The organism is Mycobacterium sp. 852002-51961_SCH5331710 (assembly GCF_001665535.1).
GTDB lineage: Bacteria > Actinomycetota > Actinomycetes > Mycobacteriales > Mycobacteriaceae > Mycobacterium.
Genome location: NZ_LZSQ01000118.1, coordinates 1 through 24,886, shown reverse-complemented (window position 1 = coordinate 24,886; position 24,886 = coordinate 1). Strand labels below are relative to the sequence as shown.

The following is a 24,886-nucleotide window of genomic DNA, read 5'->3' as shown; positions in this document are numbered from 1 at the left end:
CCGGGCGCTAACGCCACCTCGCCCACACGTACGGCACCAGGGCACGCAAGAAGTCCAGATCGGGACCGGGGCGAGCACCGGCGAACGCCTGCTCGAAATACTCCTCGGCCACGAGCAGAATGCCTTCGGCATACTGACCGGTGAACTCGATGCTGCCGTACTCGTCCATCAGAGCGCGGACCCGCAGCACCAGCCCCTGGGTTCGCTCGGAGCGTTGTAGGCGCAGATAATCCCGAACGAACTCACGGTCTTTGCCCTGCGCGACAGACAGCAGATGCAGCAGCGCCAGCGTCCGTTTGCCCTCGTACAGATCCCCGAGAATCTCCTTGCCGTAGAGGCGTTCGTCCCCGATGAGGTTCAGCAGGTCGTCGCGGATCTGGAACGCGGCGCCGAAGTGGAAGCCGAACCGCACCAGCGGTACGAGATCCGCCGTGCCCCGGGATCCGACGATCGCACCGACCCGCAACGGGTGAATGGTTGTGTACCAGCATGTCTTGTGCATGATCAGCTCGAGATAGTCCGACGGCCCCAGATCCTCCACCCCGTCGGCCTGCCAACCCACTTCGAGCGCCTGGCCCTCGAGCGTGCGCATCGCCATTGTGTCGAACTCCGCCCACACCAGGTCGGCGAGATCGCGATCCAGCCGACGGGTCGCCCGCCGCAGCACCTGTCCCGCCACGATGGCCAACCCGTCACCCGCGTTGAGTGCCGCCGCCATCCCGTAGCCCGCCGCCAACGTCGGCCTGCCTCGACGCATCTCGCTGCCGTCGGCGATGTCGTCGTGCACGAGAAAAGCGTTGTGCAGCAACTCGATCGCCACTGCGACGCCGAGCGCGTCGTCGGCGTCGGCGCCGAACACCCGGCTCGCGGCCAGACACAGCGCCGGACGCAACGCCTTACCGGGCCGGGATGGGTACTCGCGCATCGGCGCGTACAGCCAACGACCCGGCTCCCCATCAGGTAACGCATCCAACATCGAACGCCGGACCGTGCGCGCCACCTCACGCAACCGCTCGTCGACGGACGACACCAGATCGGCCCGATCGGCCGTGCTCGTCATGAGCCCGGTGCCCGCAGCGTGAGAACCACCGGAAGCCACAAGTTGTCGTCGGCATCGACGAGCATGGTGCCCCGGTACACCCCGGGTGAAGTCGAGTCTGAAACCTGCAGTCCCACAGCGATACCGCGGCTACACCTCGGTGGCATCTCCACCATTGGCGGGTCCAACGTCAGTTCACGCGCGCTGATCAGCGCGCCACTTCGCGCGAGAAGGTCGCTGCACCGCAACTGGATTCGACCGAAATTGTGATCGGTGCGGTTGTGCACCCACACCACCGTCTCCGCGCCGCCCGGTATCGCCGACTCCAGTGCGACGCCCTGCTGGCCTCCCGGACTGGACAAATCGAGTTCGACGTCACGAGCACGCCCGCCGAGCAGAAACTGGCCGGCCACCGACCACCATGCGCGCGTCAGTTGCTCGAGGTCGGGGGCACCCCGAGGCGGTTCCGTCGTCGCAGCCTCGCCATCCGGCGGGGCGAGGCGCACGAACCTATCGACGATCTGTCTGGCCGCCCGGAACCCCTCCGCCTGGATCGCGCTCAGGGCGCGAGCATTGGCGGCCGGGTCGAACACCGACGCCCACGGAAGGTCCCCGAGGCTCCCTTCGTCGCCAAACGTGCGGGTCATAAGCCCTTTTACCTCCCCGGCAATAGCCTGCTCGAACAGGCGATGGACGGTATGCTAAGCACACCCGCCGGGGGGAGGAGACCCGAATGGCCACCCTTCACTCTTTGCTCGCACTCTACGGCGCCCTCGACGACACCGTGGTGGCCCTCGACGACCCGAGCGTCACCGAGAGGGTTGAGGCCTTCCTCCCCGGAACCACCGGTCCGGGGCGTCAAGGCTGGTTCAACGATGTACGGCAGTTCGTGCGTCGACTCTCGGTTGATCCCGATCAAACCGAATTCCCCTCGCGCAGAGAGGCGTTACGCGAGTTTGCCGAAATGCGCAGTACCGTCGCAGTCCAAGAGGAAGTCGGCATCGGGCCCGTCGAGATGTCCCGGCTCCTCTACGTTATCGGCGCTCTTTGGCAGGTGTCCTCTCAGTCCGACGAAGAACAGGAATTGTTTGCCAGTGCGCTCTCGGTGGCCGTTCCGGGCGAGACCGGATCCATCTCGGAGTCCGGCGGGCAGCGGTTGCTGGACTTGTTTCACACATACCTCCAAGGTCGCTCCACTTTCGACGGGGTCATCGCGGCCGCAGTGGAGCAAGACTTGGTCAGCGCGGCAGTTCTGTCGTATCTGCGCCACATGTCGTACGAGTACGGCATCCGGCGCGACGCGTGCGGTGAGTACGCCGTTCTGAAGGTCAGGTATTCCCGCGACGGTCTGACCGTCGACAAGGTCAAGAAGGTGGTCGACCCGCTCAACTGGGACAACTGTTGTCCGTTCTTCTGCGATATGAGCCCCATTCCGAAGACGCCGGACAGCTACGGGTGGAGCAGGGTGCTGGAAAGCATCAGTACCTTGTGCGGCGTCAGTCCCGGCTATCAGCTCAGGACGGCGATCAAATACTGGAAGGGCGAGAAAGGCGACGGCGCGTTCGTCAACTACGACATCGACGACAACCGCGCCAGCACCAAAGACGACGGGTCCACCGTCCTCGACCGCGGCTACATCAGCTTCGAGAAGAAAGAACGCGGCGTTCAGATCACCACCCTGAAAGAGGTGAAGTTCGCAGGCGTCCCGCCGGTCGCCACCCTGATGTTCGCCGTCATCGGGGGCTACGCCTCCATCGGTGAGAACATGCTCATAGATTGCGCGTTGAACCCGCCGTCGGGCCTCGTCGGCTGGAAGCCATCCGCCGCCACCGGCAAGCCCGCAAAACCGATCGATCCGACGGTCTGCGCCACGGCGGCAGCGCCGGCCCCGTGCGGGTGCCAGCAGTCTGTCCCTCCGTCGGTCGCCGAAGCCGTCGACCTGTGGGCCAGTTGCGTCGCCGAGGTTTCGACCGAGTATGCCGGCCTGGTGAACCAGTGGGCCAAATGCGGTTTCGACCCAGCAGAGATGGTCGACTTCGGCGCCAAGGTATCGGCGCGGATGGCGACCGACCCGTGGCGCATCCTGGGCCTCATGCTCAACAAGACCCCACAAACCAAGGGGCAGTGATGAATTGCAGCTGTTCGGCCCGCGGCCCAGTCGGCCGCATCGATGTCGGCGAACCCCACCCGCAATGCCCGCCACCACACGACTGCACCGCCACGATCCAACAACTCGTCGATGTCGCCATCAAGGGTAGCCTCGCATTCACCACGGCTGCCTTCAATTGCTGTTCGTCACAGAAAATTTGCGCACCGGTCGGTGACTGTGGCTGTGGCTCCGCGAGTTCGGCTAGTTCGGCGAGCGGCACGGTGAGTTCGGCGAGCGCCGCGGCGGCTCCGCCGCCCAAGCGCACCGTACATTCGCAGAAGTTTCCGACCGTACGGGTCGAAGTGCAGCGCCATCTCGGCTTGGCGACACCGCTGTCGAACGGCTACCTCTCCATACCCGACGATCGGATCACCTTTCTGCCCGACGCAGGAAGGGATTCACAACTGAGGCCGCTCGGCACACTGGGGCCCAACGAGGTGGCCTTCCAAATCGAGGTCAACGCCGCTGGACTGCCCGGCTCGGTCTATTTCGGTGACGTTCGGGTGGGTTATCCGGACGGCAAGAGCGACCAGATCGTAAAGGTGTTCATCGAGCTGTGACCGAGCGCGATCACCGGCGAGCGGTCGATGAATTGCTTGATCGAGCAGTACAAGCCATCAACCGCGGTGATCGGGCGACCGCGACATCGTTGGCCGAGCGGGTTCTGGCCGTCGACCACAGAAACCCCGAGGCCGAAGACCTGCTCGCAGCGCCGACGACCGGCGGTGAACTACGCCGGCTGACGCTGCTGTTCTGCGATCTCGTCGACTCCACCGTGCTCTCGACCCGCATCGAACCCGAGGCGTACCGCATCATCGTCGGCAAGTATCGCGATCAGGTGCAGCGCATCGTCGACCGCTACGAAGGACACATCGGCTCGACGAAGGGCGACGGCCTGCTGGTGGTCTTCGGCTATCCCCGCGCACACGAGAACGACGTCCGCCGTGCTGTGCAGGCCGGCCTGGACATCACCCGCGACGTGGCGCGGCTCAGCGCGCAGGCGCGGGACCGCTTCGGCGTTGAAGTCAGTGTCCGCGTAGGGGTTCACCGCGGGCTCGTGTACCTCGACACCGGCCAGGACGACGTCTACGGATTCGCCGCGAACCTCACCGCCCGGGTGTCCAGCATCGCGCCGCCGGGCGCCGTCGTGGTGAGCGACGCTGTCGAACCCCTGATCCGCGACACCTTCGAACTCGCATCGCGACCACCCCAGCCCGTGAAAGGTGTCGAGGAGCCCGTCGCGCACCACGAGGTGCTCGGCGAGCGGGCCATGCCGACCCGGGCGACGTTGGGGCCGTTGGTCGGCCGACGCGAGGAGTTGGCCTACCTCGAGCAGAGTTGGGCGCAGGCGCAAGCGGGAACCCTCGACACGGCCGGTGTCGCGTTTGTCGGTGAGGCCGGCATCGGCAAGAGCCGCCTCGCCCAGGCGGCTGTGAACCTCGCCGAACAATCCGGGGCAACGGTCATCACCATCTTCGGCTCTCCGTTCCACACCGTCGCGGGTCTCCATCCCGTTCGCGACCTGCTCGAACGTCGTTGCGGCATAACCCGACTCACCGAACAGGGCGAACGGCTGCGGCTGCTCGAGAAGGAGATCACCGAACTCGGACGCGATCCGTCAACGACACTGCCCCTCCTGGCCCCGGTTCTCGGCATCGCCGCCGAGGCGGGTTATCAAGCCGCCGAGGCCGAAGGCGGCAAGCTCTACGAGGACATCGCCGGCAGCGTTCACGACTACCTCATCGCGTGCGTCGGTCACGATCCCGGCCTCCTGGTCATAGAAGACCTGCACTGGTTCGATCCGTCGACCGTGGAAGTGGTCGACAGAATCCTGAGCGCCCGCCTCGGCCGACTGCTCGTGGTGATCACCGCGCGCGACGCCACCAAGCTGCCCAGCGTGGGCGACGTCAGGATTTTCGAGGTCAAACCCCTGACCGACGATGACACGGACGCATTGATCGGTGCGCTAGCCCCCGAAGTGTCAACCGACGTCCGGCGTTCCGTGCGGCAGCGGTGCGACGGGGTCCCGCTGTACATCGAGGAGGTCGTCGCGGCCCTCGACCGCGTACCGCTGTCGGCGGGCCAGAACGGACACGTCCCCGATGCTCTGTACGAGTCGTTGTTGTCGCGATTGCGCGCGACCCGTAACACCGTGCCGATCGTCGAGGCCGCCGCCACCATCGGCAGAGAGTTCGACCGTCAACTGCTGCTCTCGGCGACCGACCTGCCCGAGACCGATGTCGACGACGTCCTCGGCGCCCTCGAGGATGCCCGCGTCATCGAGCGGACGAGCGCGGACACCTTCCGGTTCCGCCACGAACTCCTCCGCGAGGTGGCCTACGAGTTGTCTCCGCCGAGCGTCCGACGAACCCTCCACGGCCGGATCGCGGCCGCCCTCGACGCCGGATCCGCCGATGGAAAGTCCGAATGGCGGCTCGTCGCACGGCATTACGACGAGGCACAGCGGTTCGACGACGCGGCGACGGCGTACCAGCAGGCCGCCTCCGACGCCCGGCGCCGCGGTGCACTCGGGGAATCCCTCGGGTTCCTCAACGAGGCGATCACCCGAGTCGAACGCATTGCGCCCGGCGGCCACCGCGACCGGCTGGAAGTCGAGATCCGGCTTCGTCGCGGCTTTCTCGCGTCAGCGATCGAGGGCACCTCCAGCCCCCAGGCCGCGATCGACTTCGAACGCTGCCTGCAGGTGGTGGGCACCGATCTCACCGAGGAATTCCTGACCACGATGACGGCCCTGTACGGCTACTTCGCCACGCGCGCCGACCTGCAACGCGCCGAGCAGGTGCTCACCGCGGTTCGCGCCGGCCAGAAGGGAAACGTCGCCTGGTTCCTGGTGAACAACGACGCGGGCTTCGCCATGCTGGCCTGGTACCGGGGCCAATTCCTGTCCGCCAGAGAGGGTTTGGAGTCGGTCGCGGCACGCACCGACGTCGGTGCCGGCGAGGACGAGACGCACTGGTTCATCCCCAATGAACCGCTGGCGTCGATCTACACTCACCTGGCCGCCGCCCGGCTGGTGATGGGCGATTTCTCCGGGGCGCAAGCCGAGTTCGACCGCACCGCCCGCCGTGTCGAACACCTCGGCTTCCCGCAGGGCCCCTACAGCGCCGCCTACGCGAGAAGCTACGAGGCCTGGATGTACGTCGAAGCCGGCGAACTCGACCGGGCCGGGGCGATCGTCGCCGCGATGGCCGCCGACGCCGAGCGGTACGGGTTCGACGCGTTCGCACTCATCGCCGCGACCCAGCAGTGCACCGTCGACGGCTTGTGGGCACTGACCGCCGACGATGTCGAGCCTGCCACCCTGGAACGGCACATCGACACGATGACAATGCTCGTCGAAGCCTGGCGCGCAGCGGAAGTACGAATGTTCCTCACCTTCTACGACAGCATCGTGGCAAGGCTTCTGTCCGCCGCGGGCAGAACCGACGAAGCCCGTGCGCGGCTCGACGCGGCCTTGCAGCTGGCGACCGACACCGACGTGCACTTCTACGACGCCGAGCTGTGCCGGTTGCGGGCACACACCGAAGGCGACGCCGCTACCCGGGACTGCTGCCTGCAGGACGCACTCGCGCGGGCCCGCAGCCAAGGCGCGGCGATTTTCGAATTGCGCGCTGCCGCCGATCTTTACCAGCTGGGTGGAGACTCCCAGCGCGGAACCCTCGCCGACGTCGTCGAGCGGTTCCCGCCGGACAGCACATGGCCCGAGCTGGCCCGGGCACGAGCCCTGCTGGCGTGAAACGGTCCGGCGGCAAGGTCGCCATCCTCGGCGGCGGTATGGCCGGCCTCAGCGCGGCCTGGCGGCTCAGCGAGCCAGGCTGGCAAGACCGGTTCGACTCGATCACCGTCTACCAACGCGGCTGGCGACTCGGCGGTAAGGCCGCCTCGAGCCGCGGACCTCACGGTCGCATCGAGGAGCACGGGCTGCACATCTGGCTCGGCTCGTACGAGAACGCCTTCGGGCTGCTTCGCGAGTGCTACGCCGAACTCGACCGCGCCACAACCGACCCCGCCGCGCCGATCCACACCTGGGACCAGGCACTGATCCCCGCCGACAACCTCGGGCTGGCCGATCGGCAGGGCGATGACTGGCTGACCTGGCTGGGCACGTTCACCCGCAACGACGACGTGCCGGGCGAGCCCGGTTCGGCCGGGCGTGAGATCACGGCCGTCGGCTTCTTGCGCCGAGCGGCACAACTGCTCGTCGACTTCACCCGCAGCTTGCGCGACACCGAACCGGTCGGACTCGTCATCTCGACCTCCCCACACCTTCCGTCCACCGAAACCGCGATCGAATCGGTGCAGCGCGCGGCGTTCGCGGCACTCACCGCGGCCCTCGAACCGGGGTCCTCGGCGCAGCCGCTCGACGAGGCCGTCGCCGCGATCGGCCGGACCCTCGACTGCGAACACCGCCCCGACCACAAGCGGTCCTGGCTTCTCGTGTCGCTCGTGGTTGCGGTGGTGCGCGGACTCATCGTCGACAACCTCGTGACCGACCCCCGCGGTTTCCGCGCCATCAACGACGAAGACTTCGGCCAGTGGATCCTGCGACACGGCGCCCACCCCGACGTCTTGGACTTCCCGCTTATCCGCGGCCTCTACGACCTCGTTTTCGGTTATGCCGATGGCGACCCGCAGCGACCCGCCTTCGCGGCGGGGCTGGCCGTATTCCTCACGGGCCTGGTTCTTTTCGAGTACAAGGGCGCGATCTTCTGGAAGATGACCGCGGGGATGGGCGAGATCGTGATCGCACCCATCTACCAGGTCCTGCGCCGGCGAGGCGTGCGCTTCGAGTTCTTTCATCGGGTCGACCGGCTGCATCTGGACGACTCACGACGACACATCGAGGCGATCACCATGGGCCGGCAGCTCGCGCTGGCCCCGGGTGTCGATGAGTACCACCCGTTGACCCGGGTGGGCGAATTGCCCGTGTTTCCCAGCGAGCCGATCGCCGACCAGGTGCAGGCGCGTCCCGGAATGCAGACGCTGGAATCACATTTCGGCGACCGTGGCGACGTCGAGAGGCGGTTGCTGCGGCGCGGAACCGATTTCGACCATGTCGTGCTGGCGATGTCGCTGAGCATGGTCGAACTCGTCGCGGAAGAGCTCATCGACGATCAGCCCGAATGGCGCGCGATGACCGAGCACGTGCGCACCGTCGCCACCCAGGCGTTTCAGATCTGGCTGCGACCGGACGAACCGACTCTCGGGTGGCCCCGACCCGGAGTGACCACCAGCGCCTATGTTCCCCCATTCGACACCTGGGCCTCGATGCCGCAGACATTGTGGGCCGAGGACTGGCCCGCCGGCGATCGGCCCGCGACCGTCGCCTACTTCTGCGGCGCCTTCGACGCCAAGTGGCCCGTCGGCGAGCCTCACGACGACTATGTCCACCGGAGCCGAGACGCCGTACACGCCGCAGCGGTCCGGTACCTCGATCACCACATCGGTTTGTACCTACCCGGTGCGACGACCGCCGACGGCTTCGCGTGGCATCTGCTCTGCGGCGTCAACGGTCATCGCGGCCCCGACGCGTTGGCCACCCAACACGTCAGCGTCAACATCGATCCGTCCGACCGCTACGTGCAATCGGTGCCGGGATCGGACAAATACCGGCTGCGTCCCGACGAGAGCGGCTACGACAACCTCGTGCTGGCGGGCGACTGGACCGACTGCGGCATGAACGCCGGGTGCATCGAGGCGGCGGTGATGTCCGGACTGCAGGCCGCCAACGCCCTGCTCGGTCGCGGACGCTTCTACCGGATCCGCGGCTTCTATCTGCCCTGAATCCGTTGCCGGACACAGTACGATCCGGCCGTGGGCAACTACGGTCGTACCGTCGCGATCACCAGGCTGGCCGCCATCGCCGCGGCGGCTGCGCTGCTTGTGCAGTGCACGTCCTCGCCGCCGCCGGCCGCGCCGACCCCGCCACCGAGCACGACCACCGCGCCGCAGCCGACCGCCGCGCCTCCTCCCCCGCCGACCACACCGGCGTCTGCCGAAGTCCTTCCCGTCACCGCCGCCGACCTCGGCGAAAGTTGGCGTCCCGGTTGCCCTTTGGCTCCGGAGCGGCTGCGGCGCGTCGAAATAGACTATCTCGGAATGGATTCCCAGACCCATCGCGGGGAGTTGGTCGTACACCAAGACTTGGTGCCAGAGGTCATCGAGATCTTCGAGCAGCTGCGCGAAGCGCGCTATCCGATCCAGAAGATGCAGACGCCCGATCACTATCCGGGCGCCGAAGACGAATTGTCGATGCGCGACAACAACACGTCGGCGTTCAGCTGCCGCGGCATCCCCGGATCGGGCAACTGGTCCTTCCACGCCTACGGCCGTGCCATCGACATCAATCCGCTCATCAACCCGTACATCGATGACAGCGGCGGCCTCGAGCCCGCCACCGCCGGCGCCTATCTCGACCGCACCCGTATCGACCCGGGCCTGCTGCACGACGGCGACCCCGCGGTGAAGATCTTCACCGACCGCGGCTGGACATGGGGCGGCGATTGGGAAACTCCCAAGGACTACCAGCACTTCGAGAAGCCCGAATAAGCACCGCGGCAGAGGAATTCAAGTTCTCAGCCCGTCGCCTGGACGACGCTTCCGCTGCGGAGGGGATTATTGGGGGGGGACAGACCCTGCGAATGTCGTCCCACTCTCACTTTACGTCAGGGGGTGGGGCTTGCGGCAAGGCCCCTGACCTGCTGCACAATCGTCCGGCACGCACACCACGGACGAAGGAGCAGTGTGTCGAACCCGCCAAAACCGTTCGAAGTCCACGAGTCTGGTGCCTACCTTCACGGCACCAAGGCCGACCTCGCTGTGGGTGATCTGCTGGTGCCCGGGCGCCCGTCGAACTTCGAAGACGGGCGCATCTCCAACCACGTCTACATCACGCAAACCCTGGACGCCGCCACCTGGGGCGCCGAGCTGGCGGCCGGCGAGGGACGCGGCCGCATCTACATGGTCGAACCACTGGGCGAGGTCGAGGACGACCCCAACGTCACCGACAAGAAGCTGCCCGGCAATCCGACACGGTCCTATCGCACCCGCGAACCGGTGAAGGTCGTCGGCGAGATCACCGACTGGGTGGGACACACCCCCGAGCAGATTCAGGCCATGCTGGACGGCCTCGAGGACCTCCGACGCCGGGGAATGGCCGTCATCTACGACTGAACCTTCGTGCTACTTCTTGAACGCGTCCTTGATCTTCTCGCCGGCGTCCTTGAAGTTGGACATTGCCTGGTCGCTGCGTCCCTCGTCGCGGGTGCGCGCGTCGCCGGTCAGTTTGCCGACCGCTTCCTTCGCCTTACCGGCGAGATTGTCGACCTTGTTCCTCGCCTTGTCCGCTGCGCTCACGATGTGTCCTCCTCGGCTCGACTTCCGCCCGGATACCTCGCCGGTTCGGATCGGAAACGTCACATGCGGGAGTAGCGGGCCAGCGCGAAGCTGTACAGCCCATACGCCGCGAAGCCCGCCGCCGCGATGATCAGGATCGCCGGACCGTAGTGCGCGCGGCCGAGCGCCTTGACCGCGCCGTCGAGGCCCGTCGACTTGGTCGGATCGCTGACGTAGGTCGCGACGACGATCGACATTCCCGCCGCGAAAAGGACTGCGCCCTCCGCGACATGACCGCACACACCCAGCACCGTGACCAGCCGTCCACCCGGCACCGTGAGGTCCTTGAGGAACTTCCGCGACGCGCCCTTGTGCACGAAGTAGGCCCCGATCACAGCGACGAACAACCCCGCGAGCACCAACACCGCCTTGCCGCCGTCGGACTGCATCAGCCTCGCGCTCAAGCCGGCGGTCTGCTCACTGCCGCGCTTTCTCGCGCCCAACGCGGTCTGGATCGCGGTGAAGGCGACCGCGCAGTAAACCAGACCCAACCCAAAGGCCCTGAGCCGGTTCATGAGTGGCGAGTCCCGTTTGTGCGCCTCCGTGCTCTCGCCCGGATGCAGGCCCAGCACCGTCTCGGCGAACCGCCACATCGCCAGCGCGATCAGGCCGACGGCGACGATCCACAGCGAGAACGTCCCACCGCCCTCGGTGGCCAGTGTCGCCAGGGCGCCGGACTGGTCGGCCTCACCGCCGAAGCCCATTGCGATCCGCACGATCGTGTACGCGACGAGCAGGTGCAGCGTCCCGCTGACCGGATATCCGGCACGCGCGAAGAACTGGACCACTCGACTCTCGGTGGCCTCGTTGACTGCGCCCTTGAAGCTCATGCTGGCGCCGGACCGCCTGACACCCGGCTTTATTACCCGGGCTGTTTCCTGGCGAAACGACGATGACCGCCCTCGGCGGTGTCCGGCCGCGGTAACCTCCCCACGCCAGGGTGGAGGTGTCTCATGCGAATCCGGTCGAGTGCGTTACCGGTGTTGGCGACGGTGGCCGTCGTCGCGGGCTGCGGTCTGGTCGGGCCGACGCCGTCGGAGGAACCCGCCCAGTCCGGCCGAATCGTCATCGACGGCAACGGCGTCGACACCCAGTCGGTCGAGTGCACCCAGCATCAGTGGTCGATGCAGATCGACGCCAAGGCGAAGACGGGCAGCGCGAGCGTGTTCCTGGAGCTCGGTGGCGAGAAGCCGGTGGTACGGACGGTCAACATCGAGAACGTCAACGAGATCAACGGCTCGCTGGGCGGCGACGCCGGTAAGGCCGAAGCGACCACCAGCGGCAACGTTTACACCATCTCCGGCACCCTCGTCGGCGCCGACGGGAAGCACCCAGGCCAGACGCGCACGATGCCCTTCCAGATCAAGGCGCCCTGCTGAGAGTCGGGCCGTAAATCCCCGCGGTCCGCCGCACTCCTCCTACGTTGGGGGCCATGTCCCTCATCGATCTGGCGCTGCTACCCGTCCGCATCGGCGTCCGCGCAGCCGAATCCGTGTTGAAGACCGTCAGACCGCAGGATGCCGCCGCGCCACCGGACCTGAAAGTCATCAACGGCATGCCCGAGGGCGTGCCGGCCGCCGCGTTGCGTCCCGAACCAAAACTCCCCGCACCGGACGGTTGGCCATTCGGCGAAGACTTTCCCCGTACGTGCGGCACCGGCCGCTACGCCGACGGCGCGTTCTTCTGGACCGATTTCCTCTACGACGACCACGGTGCGACAGGCTTGCTCGTCGACATCCCGACCGGCGGACTGGTGCCCCCGCGCGGTACCTACTTCTACCCCGATGGGCCTTCAGCTCGCAACGGTGCCGACATCTTCCGCGTCGCGATCGGCCTCACCGACACCCATACATGGTGGCGCGTCGACTGGAACACCCTTCTCGACGCGTCAATCCCCATAGCGCTGTTCACCTTCGACACCGACCGCGCGGCCGCGCCCACCAACGAGTGGCCCGCGAAGGCCGGGGTCACCTCGGCCGGAATCGACACCGCCCTGCTCATCTCCGCCAAGGGCGCGCGGCTGATGGACCTCACCACGCAGTCGTCGACGCCGGTCGAACACGCCGTCGACATGCAGTCCCGGTCTTTTCTCGCCAAGGTGCCGCGGAACCTGGTCGAACCGGAAGGCAGTTGGACCGTCCGCCTGGCCGCCGGGTTGGCCGACGACACGGGCGACGCGTTCGCCGACGTGCCCGCCACCCGCGGTGCGCGGCCGGGCCAGCCGAACGTCTACAACATCGCCTTTCGCACTCATCAGCAGGAGAAGGCGCACCTGAACTTCTGGTCCGATCAGGCACAAGCCGCCGCGCTCAGCGACGGCGATGTCACCGAGTTCTCCTTGGCGCTCGCTTGGGACCGACTCGCCGATCGCGTCACCACCGACGAGCCGCTCGTGCGTGGGACATCGACCCGGTGGTACGTCTCGTCGATCGAGCTGGGCCAGGGCGTCACCAAGACGAACGTCCTGAGTACCGATCCACAGTTCCTGGGCCGTGTGCAGCCCTATTCCGTTTGCCTGCCCTCCACCTATACGCCCGGCCGCACGCTACCGCTGACGTTGCTGCTGCACTCACTTGCGTTGGGCCAGAACCAGTTCGCCGCAATCGACCCGCGCCTGCTCCATCAGGTCTGCGAGGACCGCGAATCGGTGGTGGTGACACCGCTGGCCCGCGGACCGTCGTGCTGGTACTTCGACGAAGGCGAACTCGACGTGTGGGAGGTGTGGGCGCGGGTGGCCGAACAGCTCGGCACCGATCCCAACCGCACGGTGGTGTCGGGCTACTCCATGGGCGGCTATGCGGCGTACAAACTGGGACTGACATACCCGCAGGTCTTCGCGCAGGCCGTCGCTTTGGCCGGGCCTCCGGTCTGCGGCGTACGACTGCTGCCCAACGTCGACGTCCCCGGAAACCTCGACCCGAACTCCCACTGCGCCCGCGCGGGCGACACCTGGGAGCTCCTGCCCAACGCTCGATGGCTTCCGTTCGTCATCGCCCACGGCGTGCTCGACCAGTTCGTCCCGATCACCTCCGTGCTGTCGCAGGTGCTCGAGCTGGACCGGCTGGGCTACCGCTACCGGTTCACCGTCTACCCCTTCGAGGACCACGTCACGTGGGTGCTCGACGACGAGTTCGACGATCCGATTGCCCACATGGGCACGGGGCTTCGCCAACCCGATCCCGGACACATCACCTATGCCTGGTATCCGGAGCTCGTCCGGCCGGATCTCGGCCTTGGCCCGCAACATGTTTGGTGGATCTCGGATCTGGCGGCCGATCCGGGGCTGACCGGTCGGCGTGGTGCGGTCGCATCGGTTGACGCGCGCTCGTATGCGCGCCCGGACCCCACCCGGACGATCCGGCGCCACCGGGGCGTGGAACCCGACCTCGACCTGTCCCCCGGCCTCTACACCGAACTGCTGTGGCGCACAGGTGCGGCCGTCGAACCGATACCTTTCTTGACACTGAAGCTCACCGGCGTCGCGGGCATCACCGTCGACGTGGCCAGGGCCGGGCTGGCGTCGCTGGACACGTCGACCATCGACGTCTCGACCGACACGGTCACACGCGTCGAACTGGCTGCGCTGCCCCCAGATATCGCGGTGTTGCTCGACGGCGAGCCGACCGGTCCGGTCGTTCACGTGCCCGTCGGGCGGCACACCATAGCGCTGACCGCCGCGACGGTCCCCTCGAAAGAGGTGATGGCGGCGCTTCTCCGCCGGTAACATCCCGCGCGTGCCGGACGGTACTCGTGTCGACGCCGAGCAGCGTCAGGTATCGGGGCTCGCCGCTCTCATGACGATCATCGCGATGGGCCTCGGCTATGCCATCGCGATCGGCGACCCGACCACCTTCTCGGCCAACCTGCAACTCATCTCGAGGGGCCTGGGAATCAGCGGGACCACCTCCACATTCGTCGCAAGCCTGGCCACGTTGACCATGGCGGCCGCCGTCCTCAGCGCCGGCGCGCTGGGCGACCTGTACGGCATGCGGTGCATGTACCTGCTCGGGATGGCCGGAGCCATCGCGTTCAGCGTGCTCGCCGCGGTGTCGCCCGTGCCGTTGATGCTGATCATCGCGCGGGCGGGCGCCGGCGTGATGTCAGCATTTCTGATCGGCCTCTCGCTCGCGATCACCAACGCGGTGTTCGCGCCGGGACGGCGGGCCGCGGCGATCGCCGCCTACTTCGGCGTGGGCTACGCCGTCGCCACCCCGATGCCGGCGATCAGCGGGATGCTGGGCCACGTGATCGGTTGGCGCGCCTGCTTTTTCGTCGTTCCGATCGTCGGCGCAGTGGGCTTGCTCGTCACGTGGCGGTTCGTACCGGAGACGGTGCGCGCGGTGCGTCGCCTCGACGTGCTCGGGATGGCGTTGTTCGCCGTGGCGCTGCTGGGGCTGATCTTCGGCGTCTCGCGCATCGAGACCGGTATCAACGCGGTGGGTCTGGTCGCGATCGGCGTCGGCCTGCTGGCCGGATGTGCCTTCGTCGTGCAGGAATTGCGCACGAGCGACCCCGCGCTCGACATGCGGGTGTTCCGGACGGGCCGGTTCAACGCGGCCGTCACCGCCGGGGTGATGTTCAACGTGGTGCTCGGCGGATCGATGGTGCTCCTGTCGTTCTATCTCGTCACGATCCGCAAGGAGTCGCACGAGCTGTTCGGCCTGCTGCTGATCCCGGCTACCGCGTTGGCCGCCGTCGCCGCCACGTCCGCCGGACCCACCGCGAACCGGTTCAGTCCCCGAGCCGTGATGGTCACGGGGCTGATCGTCATGCTCGGCGGGTTACTGACGATGCGGTTCTACGACCTGGACACGACGCGCACGACGGTGTTCGTCACCACCGCGCTGATCGTGGTCGGCGGCGCTCTGGTCACGACGCCGCAAGCCATGATCATGATGAGCAGCGCGCCCGATGATCTCGGCGGCGCGGTGTCGGCGGTCAAGAGCGCGGTCAACGAGGGCGGATACTCGCTCGGCCCCGCACTTTTCGCGCTCGTGGGCATCAACCTGTTCCTCACCGACAGCGCACACGACCTATCCCATTCGGGGATCACGCGCGCCGAGACGCGTGAGGCGCTGCTGACCGTGCACGGCGGTCACGGCGCGCAGCTGGTGAATCCCGAGCAGGCGAGGTTGGTGGTCGAACAGGCGCCGCACAACGCCGTCGACGCGATCCATACGTTGAGCTTGATCATGGCCGTCGGCCCGATCGCGGCGATCATCCTGGCGCTGTGGTTGATCAAGCCGGCGAAGCGCTCAGCAGGCGGCCAGTAGCTCGTCGAGCGCGGTCTCGAAGCGGTCGGCCAAATCCCACAGGTCGTTGACGAGCTTCCGGCACGAGATGATCCCGACGTTGAGCTTGCCGTCCAACGACATGACCGTGATGTTGAGCCCCGAGCCGTGGAAGATCGGACCCAGCGGATAGAGCGCCTTCATCTCCGCGCCCATCGCGTACAGCTTGTCCTGCGGCCCAGCCACATTCGAGATCACCACGTTGTGGATAGGGGTGCGCTTGAGCGGCGTGCGGGACAGCACGTCCATTGCCATACCGAACAGTGCCGGCGGCAGCGCCTGGGTCACGTCCGCGAGCAGCGTGGGAGCGATGTCGGCGCTGTGAGCCTTAGCGCGAGAGCTGGATTCGGCGATGGTGCGGAGCCGTTCGGCGGGATCCTCGATGTGGGTCTGCAGGTTGTTGAAGAAGCCCGAGAGCTGGTTGCGGCCGGGCCGGTCGGACTTGTCGTGTACCGACGCCGGGACCACCGCGATCAGCGGCTTGTCCGGAAGCTCGCCGCGCTTGAGCAGGTACTCACGCAGCGCGCCGGCGCACAGCGCCATGACGACGTCGTTGACCTTGACGTCGAACGCGTTCTTCACCTTCTTGACGTCGTCGAGCTCGAGCTGCGCCACCGCGATGGTGCGGTCGGAGGTGATCTCGGCGTTGAACACCGTCGCCGGGGCCGAGAACGGAGCGGCCATCGCGTTGCCGCTGCGTGCGCGGGTGATGGTGCTGACGAGTGTCTGCATCGTCGCGGGCACCGCCCGGGTGAGTTGAAGCGGACGCATGAACGCGCGCACCAATCCGCCTGCGGCGATCTCGAACGGCTTCGCGCCGCCGAAACCCTCGACGGGTTCGGGTGCGGCGCCGTCCGGTTCGAGGTCGCACAGCGTGCTGATCAGGTTCGCCGCCGACACCCCGTCCACCGCGGCGTGGTGCACCTTGATCAGCAGTGCGACGTCGCCGCCGTTGAACGGGTCGGTTCCGGAGATGCCCTCGATCACCCACATCTCCCACAGCGGCTTGCTGCGGTCGAGTGGCGCCGCGGCGATGCGCGAGCAGACGTCGACGAGTTCGTTGCGCCCGCCGGGTGCGGGCAGCGCGATGCGGTGCAGGTGGTATTCGAGGTCGAGATCGTCATCGTCGACCCACACTGGATGATCGAGGTTGAGCTGACTGTTGGCGAGCTTTGCCCGTAGTTCAGGCAACGCCTTCAACCGTGTGGCCAGATGGTCGCGAGCTCGTTCGAAGTCGTAGCCACCAGGGATGGTCGACGTGTCAAGACAGGCGATGGAACAGACATTCAGTGGGACACTGGATGATTCGCTGTAGAGCATCGTCGCGTCGAACGCACTGAGCCGTTCCATTCACGCGGCGTACCCGCGTTGACACCCGCGTCAAACCATGAGGGAGGTTAGGCCCGGTCAGCTCTGTTCAGCGGCGGCTTGCGGCGCGTGACGGGCGACGGTCTCGTCCATCGCCTTGCGCAGCGCCGGCATCTCATCGACGAGGCGGGCGAGGTCGTCGCGGTTGATGTGCAGTACCTCGGCGCGTCCCGTCGTCGTCACGGTCGCGTTGCGCAGCGAACCGCGACGCAGCACCGATTCGCCGATCACCTCGCCGGGGCCGACGACCGCGATGCGGTTGTGACCGACGTACACGCCGACCTCGCCGTCGAGCAGGATGTAGCAGGCGTCCGACGGGGTCTGCTCCTGGATCAGCGGCCACGGCCCCGAGGTGGACGTGCGGTGCGCCGCTTCGACCAGGCGTCGCAGGTCGTTGTCGGAGAATTTGGAGAAGGTTTCGAACTCCCGGAGCCGGCGGGCGTCCTGTTCAATTTCCTGTCTGCGAGCCTGTTCGCTCTCGCGGGCGTACTTGCGGTTGTCCATGTGGATCCCCGATCCGAGACGTGTCCCTGGCCGAACGGTAGCCGACCTGCGCGATTTGTGTACAAAAACGAGCGCTCAGCGCGCGTAAATGCACACAAATCGCCGGTTAGCCGGCCGCGGTGCCGTACTCCAGCGCCGGTTCGGCCGAATCGACCTTGCCGTTGCTCGAAATGGTCAGCAGCCCGGGCTGCACGTCGTAGCGCGCCCCGTCCGCCGGATTGGTGGCCACGAACCCGCCGCCCATCGGCTGCGCATTGTTGAGCTGGACGTTCGCGCCGTCGCGCAGACGCTCGCCGCGGTACTGGTACGTGCCCTGGCCGGTCTCGCAGATCACCGCCAGCGATTGCGACGTGCGGATCGCGGCGACCGGCGTGCTCCCCGACTCGCAACGCGTGGTGTGCCCGATGAACCCCTGCGAATCGGTGCCCGAGACGCCGGCGATCGGCGGCCCGCTGGTGGTCGGGGTCGGGCTCGTCGTGGTCGCGGTGGTCGACGGCGTGGTCGTCTCCGTCGTGGACGGGGCCGTCGTCTCGGTCGTCGTTGACGGCGGCGCGGCCAACCGCGTCTGCGGCGCCGATCCACCGTCGTTGTTGCTGAATGCCAGGACGATGGCGAGCACTATCGCCACCGTGAACAGCGCGATCGTCGCGGCTACCAGGCCGATCTGCGTCGGGGTGAAGCGCTTGCGCTTCGCCGGTGGCGGCGGCAGCGGCGCGTACGCGGCCTGATACCGGGTGCTCACCGGGTTCGGGTCGACGGCCGAGAACTGGCGCGTCGACGGTGCCGGTGGTGGTGGCGGCGCTATCGGAGCGGCGGGTGGCGCCTGCTCGGTGGCGGCCGCCGCGGCCCTGGCGAGCTCCCCGGCCCTCGAGAACCGGTCCGTGGGCTTTTTCGCCATCCCGCGCTCGATGACCTCGTCGAACGCTCGGCTGATGCCGCGTCGCATGATGCTCGGCCGCGGCGGAGGCGAGAACAGGTGCGCGCCCATGATCTCGCGCAGGTCGCCGGAGTCGTACGGCGCTCGGCCGGTCAGGCATTCGTAGAGCAGGCAGGTCAGCGAGTAGATGTCGGAGGCCGGGCCGCCGCGCTCGCCGCTGATGCGTTCGGGCGCCATGTAGGCACACGACCCGATGACCAGGCCGGTCTTGGTCACCGTCGCTTCACCGCCGCCGTGCGCGATACCGAAGTCGACGAGATAGACGAAGTCGTCGTGGGTCAGCAGCACGTTCTCGGGCTTGATGTCGCGGTGCACCAGCCCGTTCGCATGCGCGGCGTCCAGCGCGGACGCCACCTGCGTGATGATCGACACCGCACGCGTCGCCGGCAAAGGTCCGTTGGTCCGCAGCAACTCCTTGAGGCTGGCGCCCTCGACGAGTCGCATGTCGATGTAGAGCACACCGTCGATGTCACCGAAGTCGTGAACGGGGATGACGTGCGGTTCCTGCAGGCGCGCGGCGACACGCGACTCACGTCGGAAGCGTTCCTGGAAGTTGGGATCTGCCGCCATATCCGGACGTAGCAGCTTGATGGCCACGGTCCGTTCCCTTGCGGTGTCCCACGCGCGGTAGACCTCGCCCATGCCGCCGACGCCGATCAGAGACTTCAGCTCATACGGCCCGAATCGCGTGCCCAGACGGGAACCGCCCTTCGGGGAGCTCACATGCCATCCTTTCTCTTCTCGACACCAGCGCAGCAACCAGTGGTGTTCCCGCAACGCCGTCTTACGTAACCCGCTCCCCGCAGCGGATATCGCCGGCGGCTCCGATATCGCAGCAGCACAGGCGATTTGCTCAGTGCGCCAGGCTACCGGCTATTTCGTTTCGCCGTGAACGCGACGGTCACGGCGTCGGCGACCTTCATCGAGCCCATCAGCATCGAGCACGGCTTGAGGCCGAAGTCAGAGTGCCGCACGACGGTTTCCGATGACATGTGCCACATGCCGTCGATGTCCTGCACGGTCAGGGCGACCACCTGGTCGCGTGTCTTGCCGTTGATCTTCAGCGCGCCGGCAAGACGGTAACCGTCGCTCGTCTTCTCGACGTCACTCGTTTCGAACTCGATCCGCGGAAACCGCTTCGAATTCAGCACTTTGAGCGCGTTCGATCGCGCGAGCGCCTTCTCCGGACCCGTCAACGGCGTCACGCCGCCCTCCCCGCCGCGCACCTCGAGCGAGTCCACCTCGGCGGACAGCGTGACCTCGGTGGGTTCGCCATCGGACCATCGCACCGTGGCATGCCAGGTGTTCACGGCGATGGTCAGGCGGTGGCCCGTCTTTGCCGCCCGGCCCTCGACGCCGGTGCGGATCGTCAACACACCGTCGGACTGATCCAGGTTCCACGATTGCGGGGACATGCCGTCCATTGTCGCCGAGGACGCCGGCGTCTTGTGACTCTCGGCGTTCCGGCGAGGCCTTTCGTCACTGTCGCCGGTGTGCGGCGAACACCAGACTCAACCGTGAAGACAGCGGAAAGGCGCCAACGATGACCACAGTCGAATGTCCAGAATGCGGCGAGAGCGTTGACGAGAAAGAGATTCAGTGGGTGACGAACGCCGAAGGCGGCGTTATGTATCGCCTGCCCTGTGAGCACATGGTCGTCGGCACCCTCGAGAACGGCGCCATGACCTACGGTCCGGAACACGTGGGGCTGGACTTCTCGCGGCCCAAGCGCCACCACCATCACCATCTGACCGACGAGCTGGAAAAGATCCTCGGCAGGAAACAGCACGAGGAGTGACGCCCGCGGCCGTTTCACCAGGCCCGGCACGGGTACCTGCGTGCAATGGAGTCAGCCCACTTCACCGATATCACCGTGTCCGTCGACGGCACCGGCGAGATCGGTATTGTCGGCTCGCCCGCTGCGGTCGTCAACGCGGTCTACCACGCCACCGGCGTCCGGGTGCGGGATCTGCCGGTGACGTGCGACGCGTTGCTGGGTCAGATCGGCGGGTAGGGCAGGCTGAACTCATCGGCCAGCAGGCTCTGCACGATGATCATCGCCGCCTTCGATCCCGCCGCGATCGCGCCTGCGACGTAAGGCTGTTCGCTGCACAGGTCGCCGGCGGCGAACACGCCGCTGGCCTCCGTGCGGTGGATGGGGTCGATGCTGATGGTGTCGGCCGCCAGCGGGCCTGGTGTGCAGGCGGCGCCCAACTGGTCGGCGAGCTGTGAGCGTTGTTTGAGTGGAGCCTCGACCAGCAGGCCGTCGCGAGCCAGTCGGTCGCCGTCGGCGAAGGCGATCGCACTGAGTTGTCCGTTTTCGCTGAGCAATTCGACGACACGGCGGTCTTCGATCGTGACGTTGGCGGCTTCCAGCACCTTCTTGTCGGTCGGCGACAGGTCGGTGCGTCCATCGGTGAGCAGAACGACGTCGTCGCTCCAGCCGCGCAGCATCAGCGCCGAATGCATGGCCTCTTCACCGGCCGCCATGGTGGCGAGGCGCTTGTCGCGCATCTCCCAGCCGTGGCAGAACGGGCACTGGAACACCGAGGTGCCCCAGAGCTCCGCGAGGCCGGGCAGGTCGGGTGGGCAGTACTGCATGCCGGTGGCGAGCAGCACGCGTTTGGCGAGGATCGGATCGCCGTCGTCGGCTTCGAGGATGAAGCCGTTGTCGACAGGGCGGCCACTGACGATCTTTCCGTGGCGGTACTCGACGCTGGGGTAGGCGGTCAGCTCGCGACGCCCCTGTGCGTACAGCTCGGCGGGCGGACGCTGGTCGTAGCCGAGCATGCCGCCGATGACGTTGGCGGCGCGGTTGCTCTGTTCGTCGGCGTCGATGACGACCGTCCGACGTCTCGCCCGCCCCAACACGAGGGCGGCGCTCAGCCCGGCGGCGCCGCCCCCGACGACGGCACATTCCCAATCCATGGCCACATCGTTCCCGAGGTGGCAATCGCGAAACCTCGGCGCGGATTAGCCGAGGTCAGCGCGGTAGCGGCGGGTAGGGCTGCGAGTCGCGGTCCGGCGTGAGCGGGACCGCGGCGAGGCCGACGAGGAACGCGGTCAGGTGCCCGACTTCGGTGAACGTCGGCCGGGCGGCGGCGTTCCCGGCGAGCGCCAGCGTCGCGACGGCCTGGGCGCCGGGGCGCCATTGCTTGCGGGTGTAGCCCGACAGCGCACCGGCCACCCCGAGGACGAAGTAGCTCACCCCGACATCGCGCGCGTTCTCGAGCCGCTGCGGCGCTCGGCCCTTCCGAATCAGCAGCCGCAGGTAGCTCTGCCCGACGTAGGTGCCGATGACGTGGGCGCAGATGCCCACGAGAAGCCAACGCCACCAACGCAATCGTCGCTCCGCAGGCGCGACGACGGTGACGAACACCGGGACATACGGCCACCACCTGTGGTCGTCGAGCCAGAACAGGCTGGTGGTGAGCACCCGATGCGGTTCTGACCGCAGCCGGCGCAGGTTCGTGGAGTTCCTGCGCTGGATCCGTCGCGAACCCCGACGACCGGCCGAGCGCTGCACACGCGTCGTGACGAGCAGAACGAGCAGCCACAGGAAACTCAACGGGGCGCCGGCCACGGCGCGGAGAAGCCGCACCCGCTGAGGTTAGCGCGGTTAGCCGCGCAGGCATGCGGGTAGGCGAGGCTCATTAGGAGCCGGTGATGACGACTGCAGACTCAGAGATCGACCTGGACGCCCTCGCGACCGACAACCACGGATACACCGTCAACGACGAGGACGAAGACGACCCGGTGCTGCTGGACCGTGACGGTAATCCGATCCAGACCTGGCGCGAGCGCTACCCGTACGACGAGCGGATGAGCCGCGACGAATACGAGCGCACCAAGCGGCGCCTGCAGATCGAGCTGCTCAAGCTGCAGAACTGGAGCAAGCGCACCGGCGCACGACACGTCATTGTGTTCGAGGGTCGAGACGCGGCGGGCAAGGGCGGCTCGATCCAGCGCTTCATGGAGCACCTCAACCCTCGGGGCGCCCGCGTCGTCGCGCTGGAGAAGCCGACCGAAGAAGAGAAGTCGCAGTGGTACTTCCAGCGATACGTCAAACATCTGCCCACCGCCGGAGAGATGGTGCTCTTCGACCGCTCCTGGTACAACCGCGCCGGCGTGGAGCGGGTCATGGGCTTCTGCACACCTGAACAACACGCCGAGTTCATGCGGCAGGCACCGGCATTCGAGGAGATGCTCGTCAACTCGGGACTGCATCTGACCAAGTTCTGGTTCTCCGTCTCGCCCTCCGAGCAACGGACGCGGTTCGCGATCCGGCTCGTCGATCCGCTGCGTCAGTGGAAGTTCTCGTCGATGGACATGGAAGCGGTCAACCGGTGGGAGGCCTACACCCAGGCCAAGGAGGACATGTTCGTCGCCACAGACACCGACTACGCCCCGTGGATCGTGGTCAAGAGCAACGACAAGAAGCGCGGCCGGATCAACGCGATGCGATACTTGTTGTCGCGCTTCGACTATGACGACAAGGACCACGAGGTGGTCGGCGAGCCCGATCCGCTGATCGTCGGGCGGGCGCTGGAGGATTGACGGCGCATAACTTGTCGAACCCTTCTGTGACGGCGAACAACTCAACCCCCGGATCCCTCGGCGAGGCTAGGGCGCTGGCACATCACATGATTCGTCTAGATGGTAACAGTCTCACGCACGCGTGAAATCAGCGCACGAACGCGGCACCGCGCTCCCGATCCAGGAACGTCTCCGACTTGTTCTTCAGGGCGAAGATGTACACCAGAAGCGAGATCGCGATGCACACCGTCACGTAGCCGATGAACAGCGGCACCTGATCGCGCGCCTTGAGCGCCTGGTAGATCAGCGGCGCCGTGCCGCCGAACATCGAGTTCGCCAACGCGTAGCCCACGCCCACCCCGAGCGCCCTCACGTGCACCGGGAACAGCTCCGACTTGACCAGCGCATTGATCGAGGTGTAGCCGGTGAGGATGATGTATCCGACCGCCACCAGCAGGAAAGACGCGAGCGGAGAACGGGTTTCGGGCAGATAGGTGATCAGGATGTAGGTGTACACCAGCCCGCCGAAGCCGAACCACAGCAGCAGCGGCTTGCGTCCCACTTTGTCGCTGATCATTCCGCCGACCGGCTGCAGCAGCATCAGGAAGATCAGCCCGATCAGGTTGATCCAGGTGCCCGTCATCCCCGCGCCCTTGTACGCCGTCTTCACGATCGCGGGCGCGTTGACGCTGTAGGTGTAGAACGCGACGGTGCCGCCCATCGTGATCAGGAAGCAGATGAGCAGCGGCTTCCAGTAGCGGGTGAACAGCTCGCGCATCGACCCGGCGCCCTTGTCCTCGCCGGACTTCGTCGCTTCGATGACGTCCTCGCTGAGCGATTCGTCCATCGTGCGCCGCAGCCAGAACACCACGACCGCCGCGACACCGCCGATCGCGAAACCGATGCGCCAGCCGAAGTCGTGCAGCTGATCCTCGTCGAGGAACGCGTCGAGCACCAGCAGCGTGAACTGCGCTAGCACGTGACCGCCCACCAGCGTCACGTACTGGAACGACGAGAAGAAACCGCGGCGCTCGCGGGTCGCCGCCTCCGACATGTATGTCGCCGACGTCCCGTACTCGCCTCCGGTCGCGAACCCCTGCACCAGGCGGGCGAGGACCAGTACGATCGGAGCCGCCGCCCCGATCGTCGCCTGCGACGGCACCAGCGCGATCACCATGGAACACAGCGCCATCAGCGACACGCTGACCGTCAGCGCGGCGCGTCGGCCTCGCCGGTCGGCGAAACGTCCGAAGAACCACGAGCCGACAGGCCGCATCACGAACGTCACCGCGAAGATCGCGTACACGTACACCGTCGAGTTCTTCTCGGACTCGGCGAAGAACTGGCCTTCGAAGTACGAGGCGAACACCGTGTAGATGTAGACGTCGTACCACTCGACGAGGTTGCCCAGTGAGCCGCGGATCGTGTTCCAGATCGCCCGCCGGGTTTCCGCGGCTGTCGACCGCGGCGGTTCCGCTTGGGTTGTCGTCGCCATCGTCAACCTCCCACCGAGCCGGGTGCCCGGGCCACCCTATCCGCGAGCAGACGCGAACTCGCCCATTTTCACGCGGCGGTTTCTAGTGCTCTAAGCAACAGCTGTCGGTGTGGACGGGTTGGAGAGTAGTTCGTCGAGTGCTTCGGCGGGG

General features: G+C 66.7%; 24 protein-coding genes. 12 read left to right on the top strand and 12 right to left on the bottom strand.

Annotated elements, in window-relative coordinates; genetic code table 11:
• Window positions 1-7: 7 nt before the first annotated feature.
• Both A5752_RS22210 and A5752_RS22205 read right to left on the bottom strand, forming a co-directional pair.
• Entirely contained in the window at window positions 8-1,060 is a 1,053-nt protein-coding gene (locus tag A5752_RS22210) for a polyprenyl synthetase family protein (RefSeq protein WP_067090280.1), read from the bottom strand.
• Window positions 1,057-1,686 (bottom strand): hypothetical protein, encoded by a 630-nt coding sequence (locus A5752_RS22205; protein ID WP_067090278.1) that lies wholly within the window; start codon window positions 1,684-1,686, stop codon window positions 1,057-1,059. Before A5752_RS22205 ends, A5752_RS22210 begins: the two co-directional genes overlap by 4 nt.
• Before the next feature lie 140 nt (window positions 1,687-1,826).
• On the opposite strand from A5752_RS22205, the gene A5752_RS22200 reads away from it, so the two are divergent.
• From A5752_RS22200 to A5752_RS22185, 4 genes are all read left to right on the top strand, one after another.
• Window positions 1,827-3,167, top strand: a complete 1,341-nt coding sequence (locus tag A5752_RS22200; protein WP_156614101.1) for a hypothetical protein — start codon at window positions 1,827-1,829, stop codon at window positions 3,165-3,167.
• Window positions 3,168-3,409: 242 nt separating this feature from the next.
• Window positions 3,410-3,748: a hypothetical protein gene (locus tag A5752_RS22195; protein ID WP_067090272.1), complete on the top strand. Its 339-nt coding sequence runs from the start codon at window positions 3,410-3,412 to the stop codon at window positions 3,746-3,748.
• Window positions 3,745-6,945: an ATP-binding protein gene (locus tag A5752_RS22190; RefSeq protein WP_067090270.1), complete on the top strand. Its 3,201-nt coding sequence runs from the start codon at window positions 3,745-3,747 to the stop codon at window positions 6,943-6,945. Before A5752_RS22195 ends, A5752_RS22190 begins: the two co-directional genes overlap by 4 nt.
• A complete protein-coding gene (locus A5752_RS22185) occupies window positions 6,942-8,993 on the top strand; it encodes an FAD-dependent oxidoreductase (protein WP_067090267.1) in 2,052 nt (683 codons plus the stop codon). Before A5752_RS22190 ends, A5752_RS22185 begins: the two co-directional genes overlap by 4 nt.
• Before the next feature lie 38 nt (window positions 8,994-9,031).
• Here A5752_RS22185 and A5752_RS28360 read toward each other — a convergent pair whose 3' ends face one another.
• The gene (locus A5752_RS28360) at window positions 9,032-9,223 is read right to left on the bottom strand and encodes a hypothetical protein (RefSeq protein ID WP_502686777.1); all 192 of its coding nucleotides are present in this window, start codon (window positions 9,221-9,223) and stop codon (window positions 9,032-9,034) included.
• Window positions 9,224-9,308: 85 nt separating this feature from the next.
• Between A5752_RS28360 and A5752_RS28355 the strand changes: the two genes are divergently transcribed.
• Together A5752_RS28355 and arr are read left to right on the top strand one after the other, a co-directional pair.
• The gene (locus tag A5752_RS28355; RefSeq protein WP_502686776.1) at window positions 9,309-9,758 is read left to right on the top strand and encodes a M15 family metallopeptidase; all 450 of its coding nucleotides are present in this window, start codon (window positions 9,309-9,311) and stop codon (window positions 9,756-9,758) included.
• Window positions 9,759-9,953: 195 nt separating this feature from the next.
• Window positions 9,954-10,382 (top strand): NAD(+)--rifampin ADP-ribosyltransferase, encoded by a 429-nt coding sequence (gene arr / locus A5752_RS22175; RefSeq protein WP_067090264.1) that lies wholly within the window; start codon window positions 9,954-9,956, stop codon window positions 10,380-10,382.
• A 9-nt stretch (window positions 10,383-10,391) separates the two neighbouring features.
• Here arr and A5752_RS22170 read toward each other — a convergent pair whose 3' ends face one another.
• Window positions 10,392-10,565, bottom strand: coding sequence for a CsbD family protein (locus tag A5752_RS22170; RefSeq protein ID WP_067090310.1), 174 nt, complete (start codon window positions 10,563-10,565; stop codon window positions 10,392-10,394).
• 59 nt (window positions 10,566-10,624) lie between these two features.
• A complete protein-coding gene (locus A5752_RS22165; protein WP_067090262.1) occupies window positions 10,625-11,434 on the bottom strand; it encodes a DUF1206 domain-containing protein in 810 nt (269 codons plus the stop codon).
• Between the two features lie 123 nt (window positions 11,435-11,557).
• Here A5752_RS22165 and A5752_RS22160 point away from each other — a divergent pair, with 123 nt between their 5' ends.
• From A5752_RS22160 to A5752_RS22150, 3 genes are read left to right on the top strand one after another with little or no spacing between them, the layout of a single operon-like run.
• Window positions 11,558-11,983, top strand: a complete 426-nt coding sequence (locus A5752_RS22160; RefSeq protein WP_067090259.1) for a lipoprotein LpqH — start codon at window positions 11,558-11,560, stop codon at window positions 11,981-11,983.
• 53 nt (window positions 11,984-12,036) lie between these two features.
• Window positions 12,037-14,328 (top strand): alpha/beta hydrolase-fold protein, encoded by a 2,292-nt coding sequence (locus tag A5752_RS22155; RefSeq protein WP_067090257.1) that lies wholly within the window; start codon window positions 12,037-12,039, stop codon window positions 14,326-14,328.
• Between the two features lie 10 nt (window positions 14,329-14,338).
• The gene (locus A5752_RS22150; protein ID WP_231983482.1) at window positions 14,339-15,877 is read left to right on the top strand and encodes an MFS transporter; all 1,539 of its coding nucleotides are present in this window, start codon (window positions 14,339-14,341) and stop codon (window positions 15,875-15,877) included.
• Here A5752_RS22150 and A5752_RS22145 read toward each other — a convergent pair.
• The 4 genes from A5752_RS22145 to A5752_RS22130 all read right to left on the bottom strand — a co-directional run bounded on the left by A5752_RS22145 (window position 15,860) and on the right by A5752_RS22130 (window position 20,119).
• Entirely contained in the window at window positions 15,860-17,245 is a 1,386-nt protein-coding gene (locus tag A5752_RS22145; RefSeq protein ID WP_067090255.1) for a WS/DGAT/MGAT family O-acyltransferase, read from the bottom strand. The two genes, A5752_RS22150 and A5752_RS22145, sit on opposite strands and share 18 nt — an antisense overlap.
• Before the next feature lie 57 nt (window positions 17,246-17,302).
• Window positions 17,303-17,767 carry a cyclic nucleotide-binding domain-containing protein gene (locus A5752_RS22140; protein ID WP_067090252.1) on the bottom strand — a complete coding sequence of 155 codons (465 nt, stop codon included), beginning with the start codon at window positions 17,765-17,767 and terminating at the stop codon, window positions 17,303-17,305.
• Between the two features lie 106 nt (window positions 17,768-17,873).
• On the bottom strand, window positions 17,874-19,427 hold the full coding sequence (locus A5752_RS22135) for a serine/threonine-protein kinase (protein ID WP_067090249.1): 1,554 nt from the start codon (window positions 19,425-19,427) through the stop codon (window positions 17,874-17,876).
• Window positions 19,428-19,570: 143 nt separating this feature from the next.
• On the bottom strand, window positions 19,571-20,119 hold the full coding sequence (locus A5752_RS22130; protein ID WP_067090307.1) for a YceI family protein: 549 nt from the start codon (window positions 20,117-20,119) through the stop codon (window positions 19,571-19,573).
• Window positions 20,120-20,247: 128 nt separating this feature from the next.
• Here A5752_RS22130 and A5752_RS22125 point away from each other — a divergent pair, with 128 nt between their 5' ends.
• Window positions 20,248-20,502, top strand: coding sequence for a hypothetical protein (locus A5752_RS22125; protein WP_156614098.1), 255 nt, complete (start codon window positions 20,248-20,250; stop codon window positions 20,500-20,502).
• A gap of 45 nt (window positions 20,503-20,547) precedes the next feature.
• Window positions 20,548-20,718 carry a hypothetical protein gene (locus A5752_RS27570; protein WP_156614096.1) on the top strand — a complete coding sequence of 57 codons (171 nt, stop codon included), beginning with the start codon at window positions 20,548-20,550 and terminating at the stop codon, window positions 20,716-20,718.
• On the opposite strand, the gene A5752_RS22120 is transcribed toward A5752_RS27570, so the two are convergent.
• Complete coding sequence (locus tag A5752_RS22120) at window positions 20,703-21,632, bottom strand: NAD(P)/FAD-dependent oxidoreductase (RefSeq protein ID WP_067090244.1); 930 nt, start codon at window positions 21,630-21,632, stop codon at window positions 20,703-20,705. The two genes, A5752_RS27570 and A5752_RS22120, sit on opposite strands and share 16 nt — an antisense overlap.
• Before the next feature lie 55 nt (window positions 21,633-21,687).
• Window positions 21,688-22,305 carry a rhomboid-like protein gene (locus tag A5752_RS22115; RefSeq protein WP_067090241.1) on the bottom strand — a complete coding sequence of 206 codons (618 nt, stop codon included), beginning with the start codon at window positions 22,303-22,305 and terminating at the stop codon, window positions 21,688-21,690.
• 65 nt (window positions 22,306-22,370) lie between these two features.
• On the opposite strand from A5752_RS22115, the gene ppk2 reads away from it, so the two are divergent.
• Window positions 22,371-23,261 carry a polyphosphate kinase 2 gene (gene ppk2 / locus A5752_RS22110; protein ID WP_067090239.1) on the top strand — a complete coding sequence of 297 codons (891 nt, stop codon included), beginning with the start codon at window positions 22,371-22,373 and terminating at the stop codon, window positions 23,259-23,261.
• A gap of 127 nt (window positions 23,262-23,388) precedes the next feature.
• Here the strand turns inward: ppk2 and A5752_RS22105 are convergent, their stop codons facing one another.
• Window positions 23,389-24,735: an MFS transporter gene (locus A5752_RS22105; RefSeq protein WP_067090236.1), complete on the bottom strand. Its 1,347-nt coding sequence runs from the start codon at window positions 24,733-24,735 to the stop codon at window positions 23,389-23,391.
• Window positions 24,736-24,886 lie beyond the last annotated feature (151 nt).

What these genes read in the sequence shown, in the direction of transcription:
- A5752_RS22210 (WP_067090280.1), bottom strand. Translation starts at nt 1,060, where the DNA reads ATGACGAGCACGGCCGATCGGGCCGATCTGGTGTCGTCCGTCGACGAG.
- A5752_RS22205 (WP_067090278.1), bottom strand. Translation starts at nt 1,686, where the DNA reads ATGACCCGCACGTTTGGCGACGAAGGGAGCCTCGGGGACCTTCCGTGG.
- A5752_RS28355 (WP_502686776.1), top strand. Translation starts at nt 9,309, where the DNA reads ATGGATTCCCAGACCCATCGCGGGGAGTTGGTCGTACACCAAGACTTG.
- A5752_RS22165 (WP_067090262.1), bottom strand. Translation starts at nt 11,434, where the DNA reads ATGAGCTTCAAGGGCGCAGTCAACGAGGCCACCGAGAGTCGAGTGGTC.
- A5752_RS22160 (WP_067090259.1), top strand. Translation starts at nt 11,558, where the DNA reads ATGCGAATCCGGTCGAGTGCGTTACCGGTGTTGGCGACGGTGGCCGTC.
- A5752_RS22155 (WP_067090257.1), top strand. Translation starts at nt 12,037, where the DNA reads ATGTCCCTCATCGATCTGGCGCTGCTACCCGTCCGCATCGGCGTCCGC.
- A5752_RS22145 (WP_067090255.1), bottom strand. Translation starts at nt 17,245, where the DNA reads ATGGAACGGCTCAGTGCGTTCGACGCGACGATGCTCTACAGCGAATCA.
- A5752_RS22140 (WP_067090252.1), bottom strand. Translation starts at nt 17,767, where the DNA reads ATGGACAACCGCAAGTACGCCCGCGAGAGCGAACAGGCTCGCAGACAG.
- A5752_RS22130 (WP_067090307.1), bottom strand. Translation starts at nt 20,119, where the DNA reads ATGTCCCCGCAATCGTGGAACCTGGATCAGTCCGACGGTGTGTTGACG.
- A5752_RS22125 (WP_156614098.1), top strand. Translation starts at nt 20,248, where the DNA reads ATGACCACAGTCGAATGTCCAGAATGCGGCGAGAGCGTTGACGAGAAA.
- A5752_RS27570 (WP_156614096.1), top strand. Translation starts at nt 20,548, where the DNA reads ATGGAGTCAGCCCACTTCACCGATATCACCGTGTCCGTCGACGGCACC.
- A5752_RS22120 (WP_067090244.1), bottom strand. Translation starts at nt 21,632, where the DNA reads ATGGATTGGGAATGTGCCGTCGTCGGGGGCGGCGCCGCCGGGCTGAGC.
- ppk2 (WP_067090239.1), top strand. Translation starts at nt 22,371, where the DNA reads ATGACGACTGCAGACTCAGAGATCGACCTGGACGCCCTCGCGACCGAC.
- A5752_RS22105 (WP_067090236.1), bottom strand. Translation starts at nt 24,735, where the DNA reads ATGGCGACGACAACCCAAGCGGAACCGCCGCGGTCGACAGCCGCGGAA.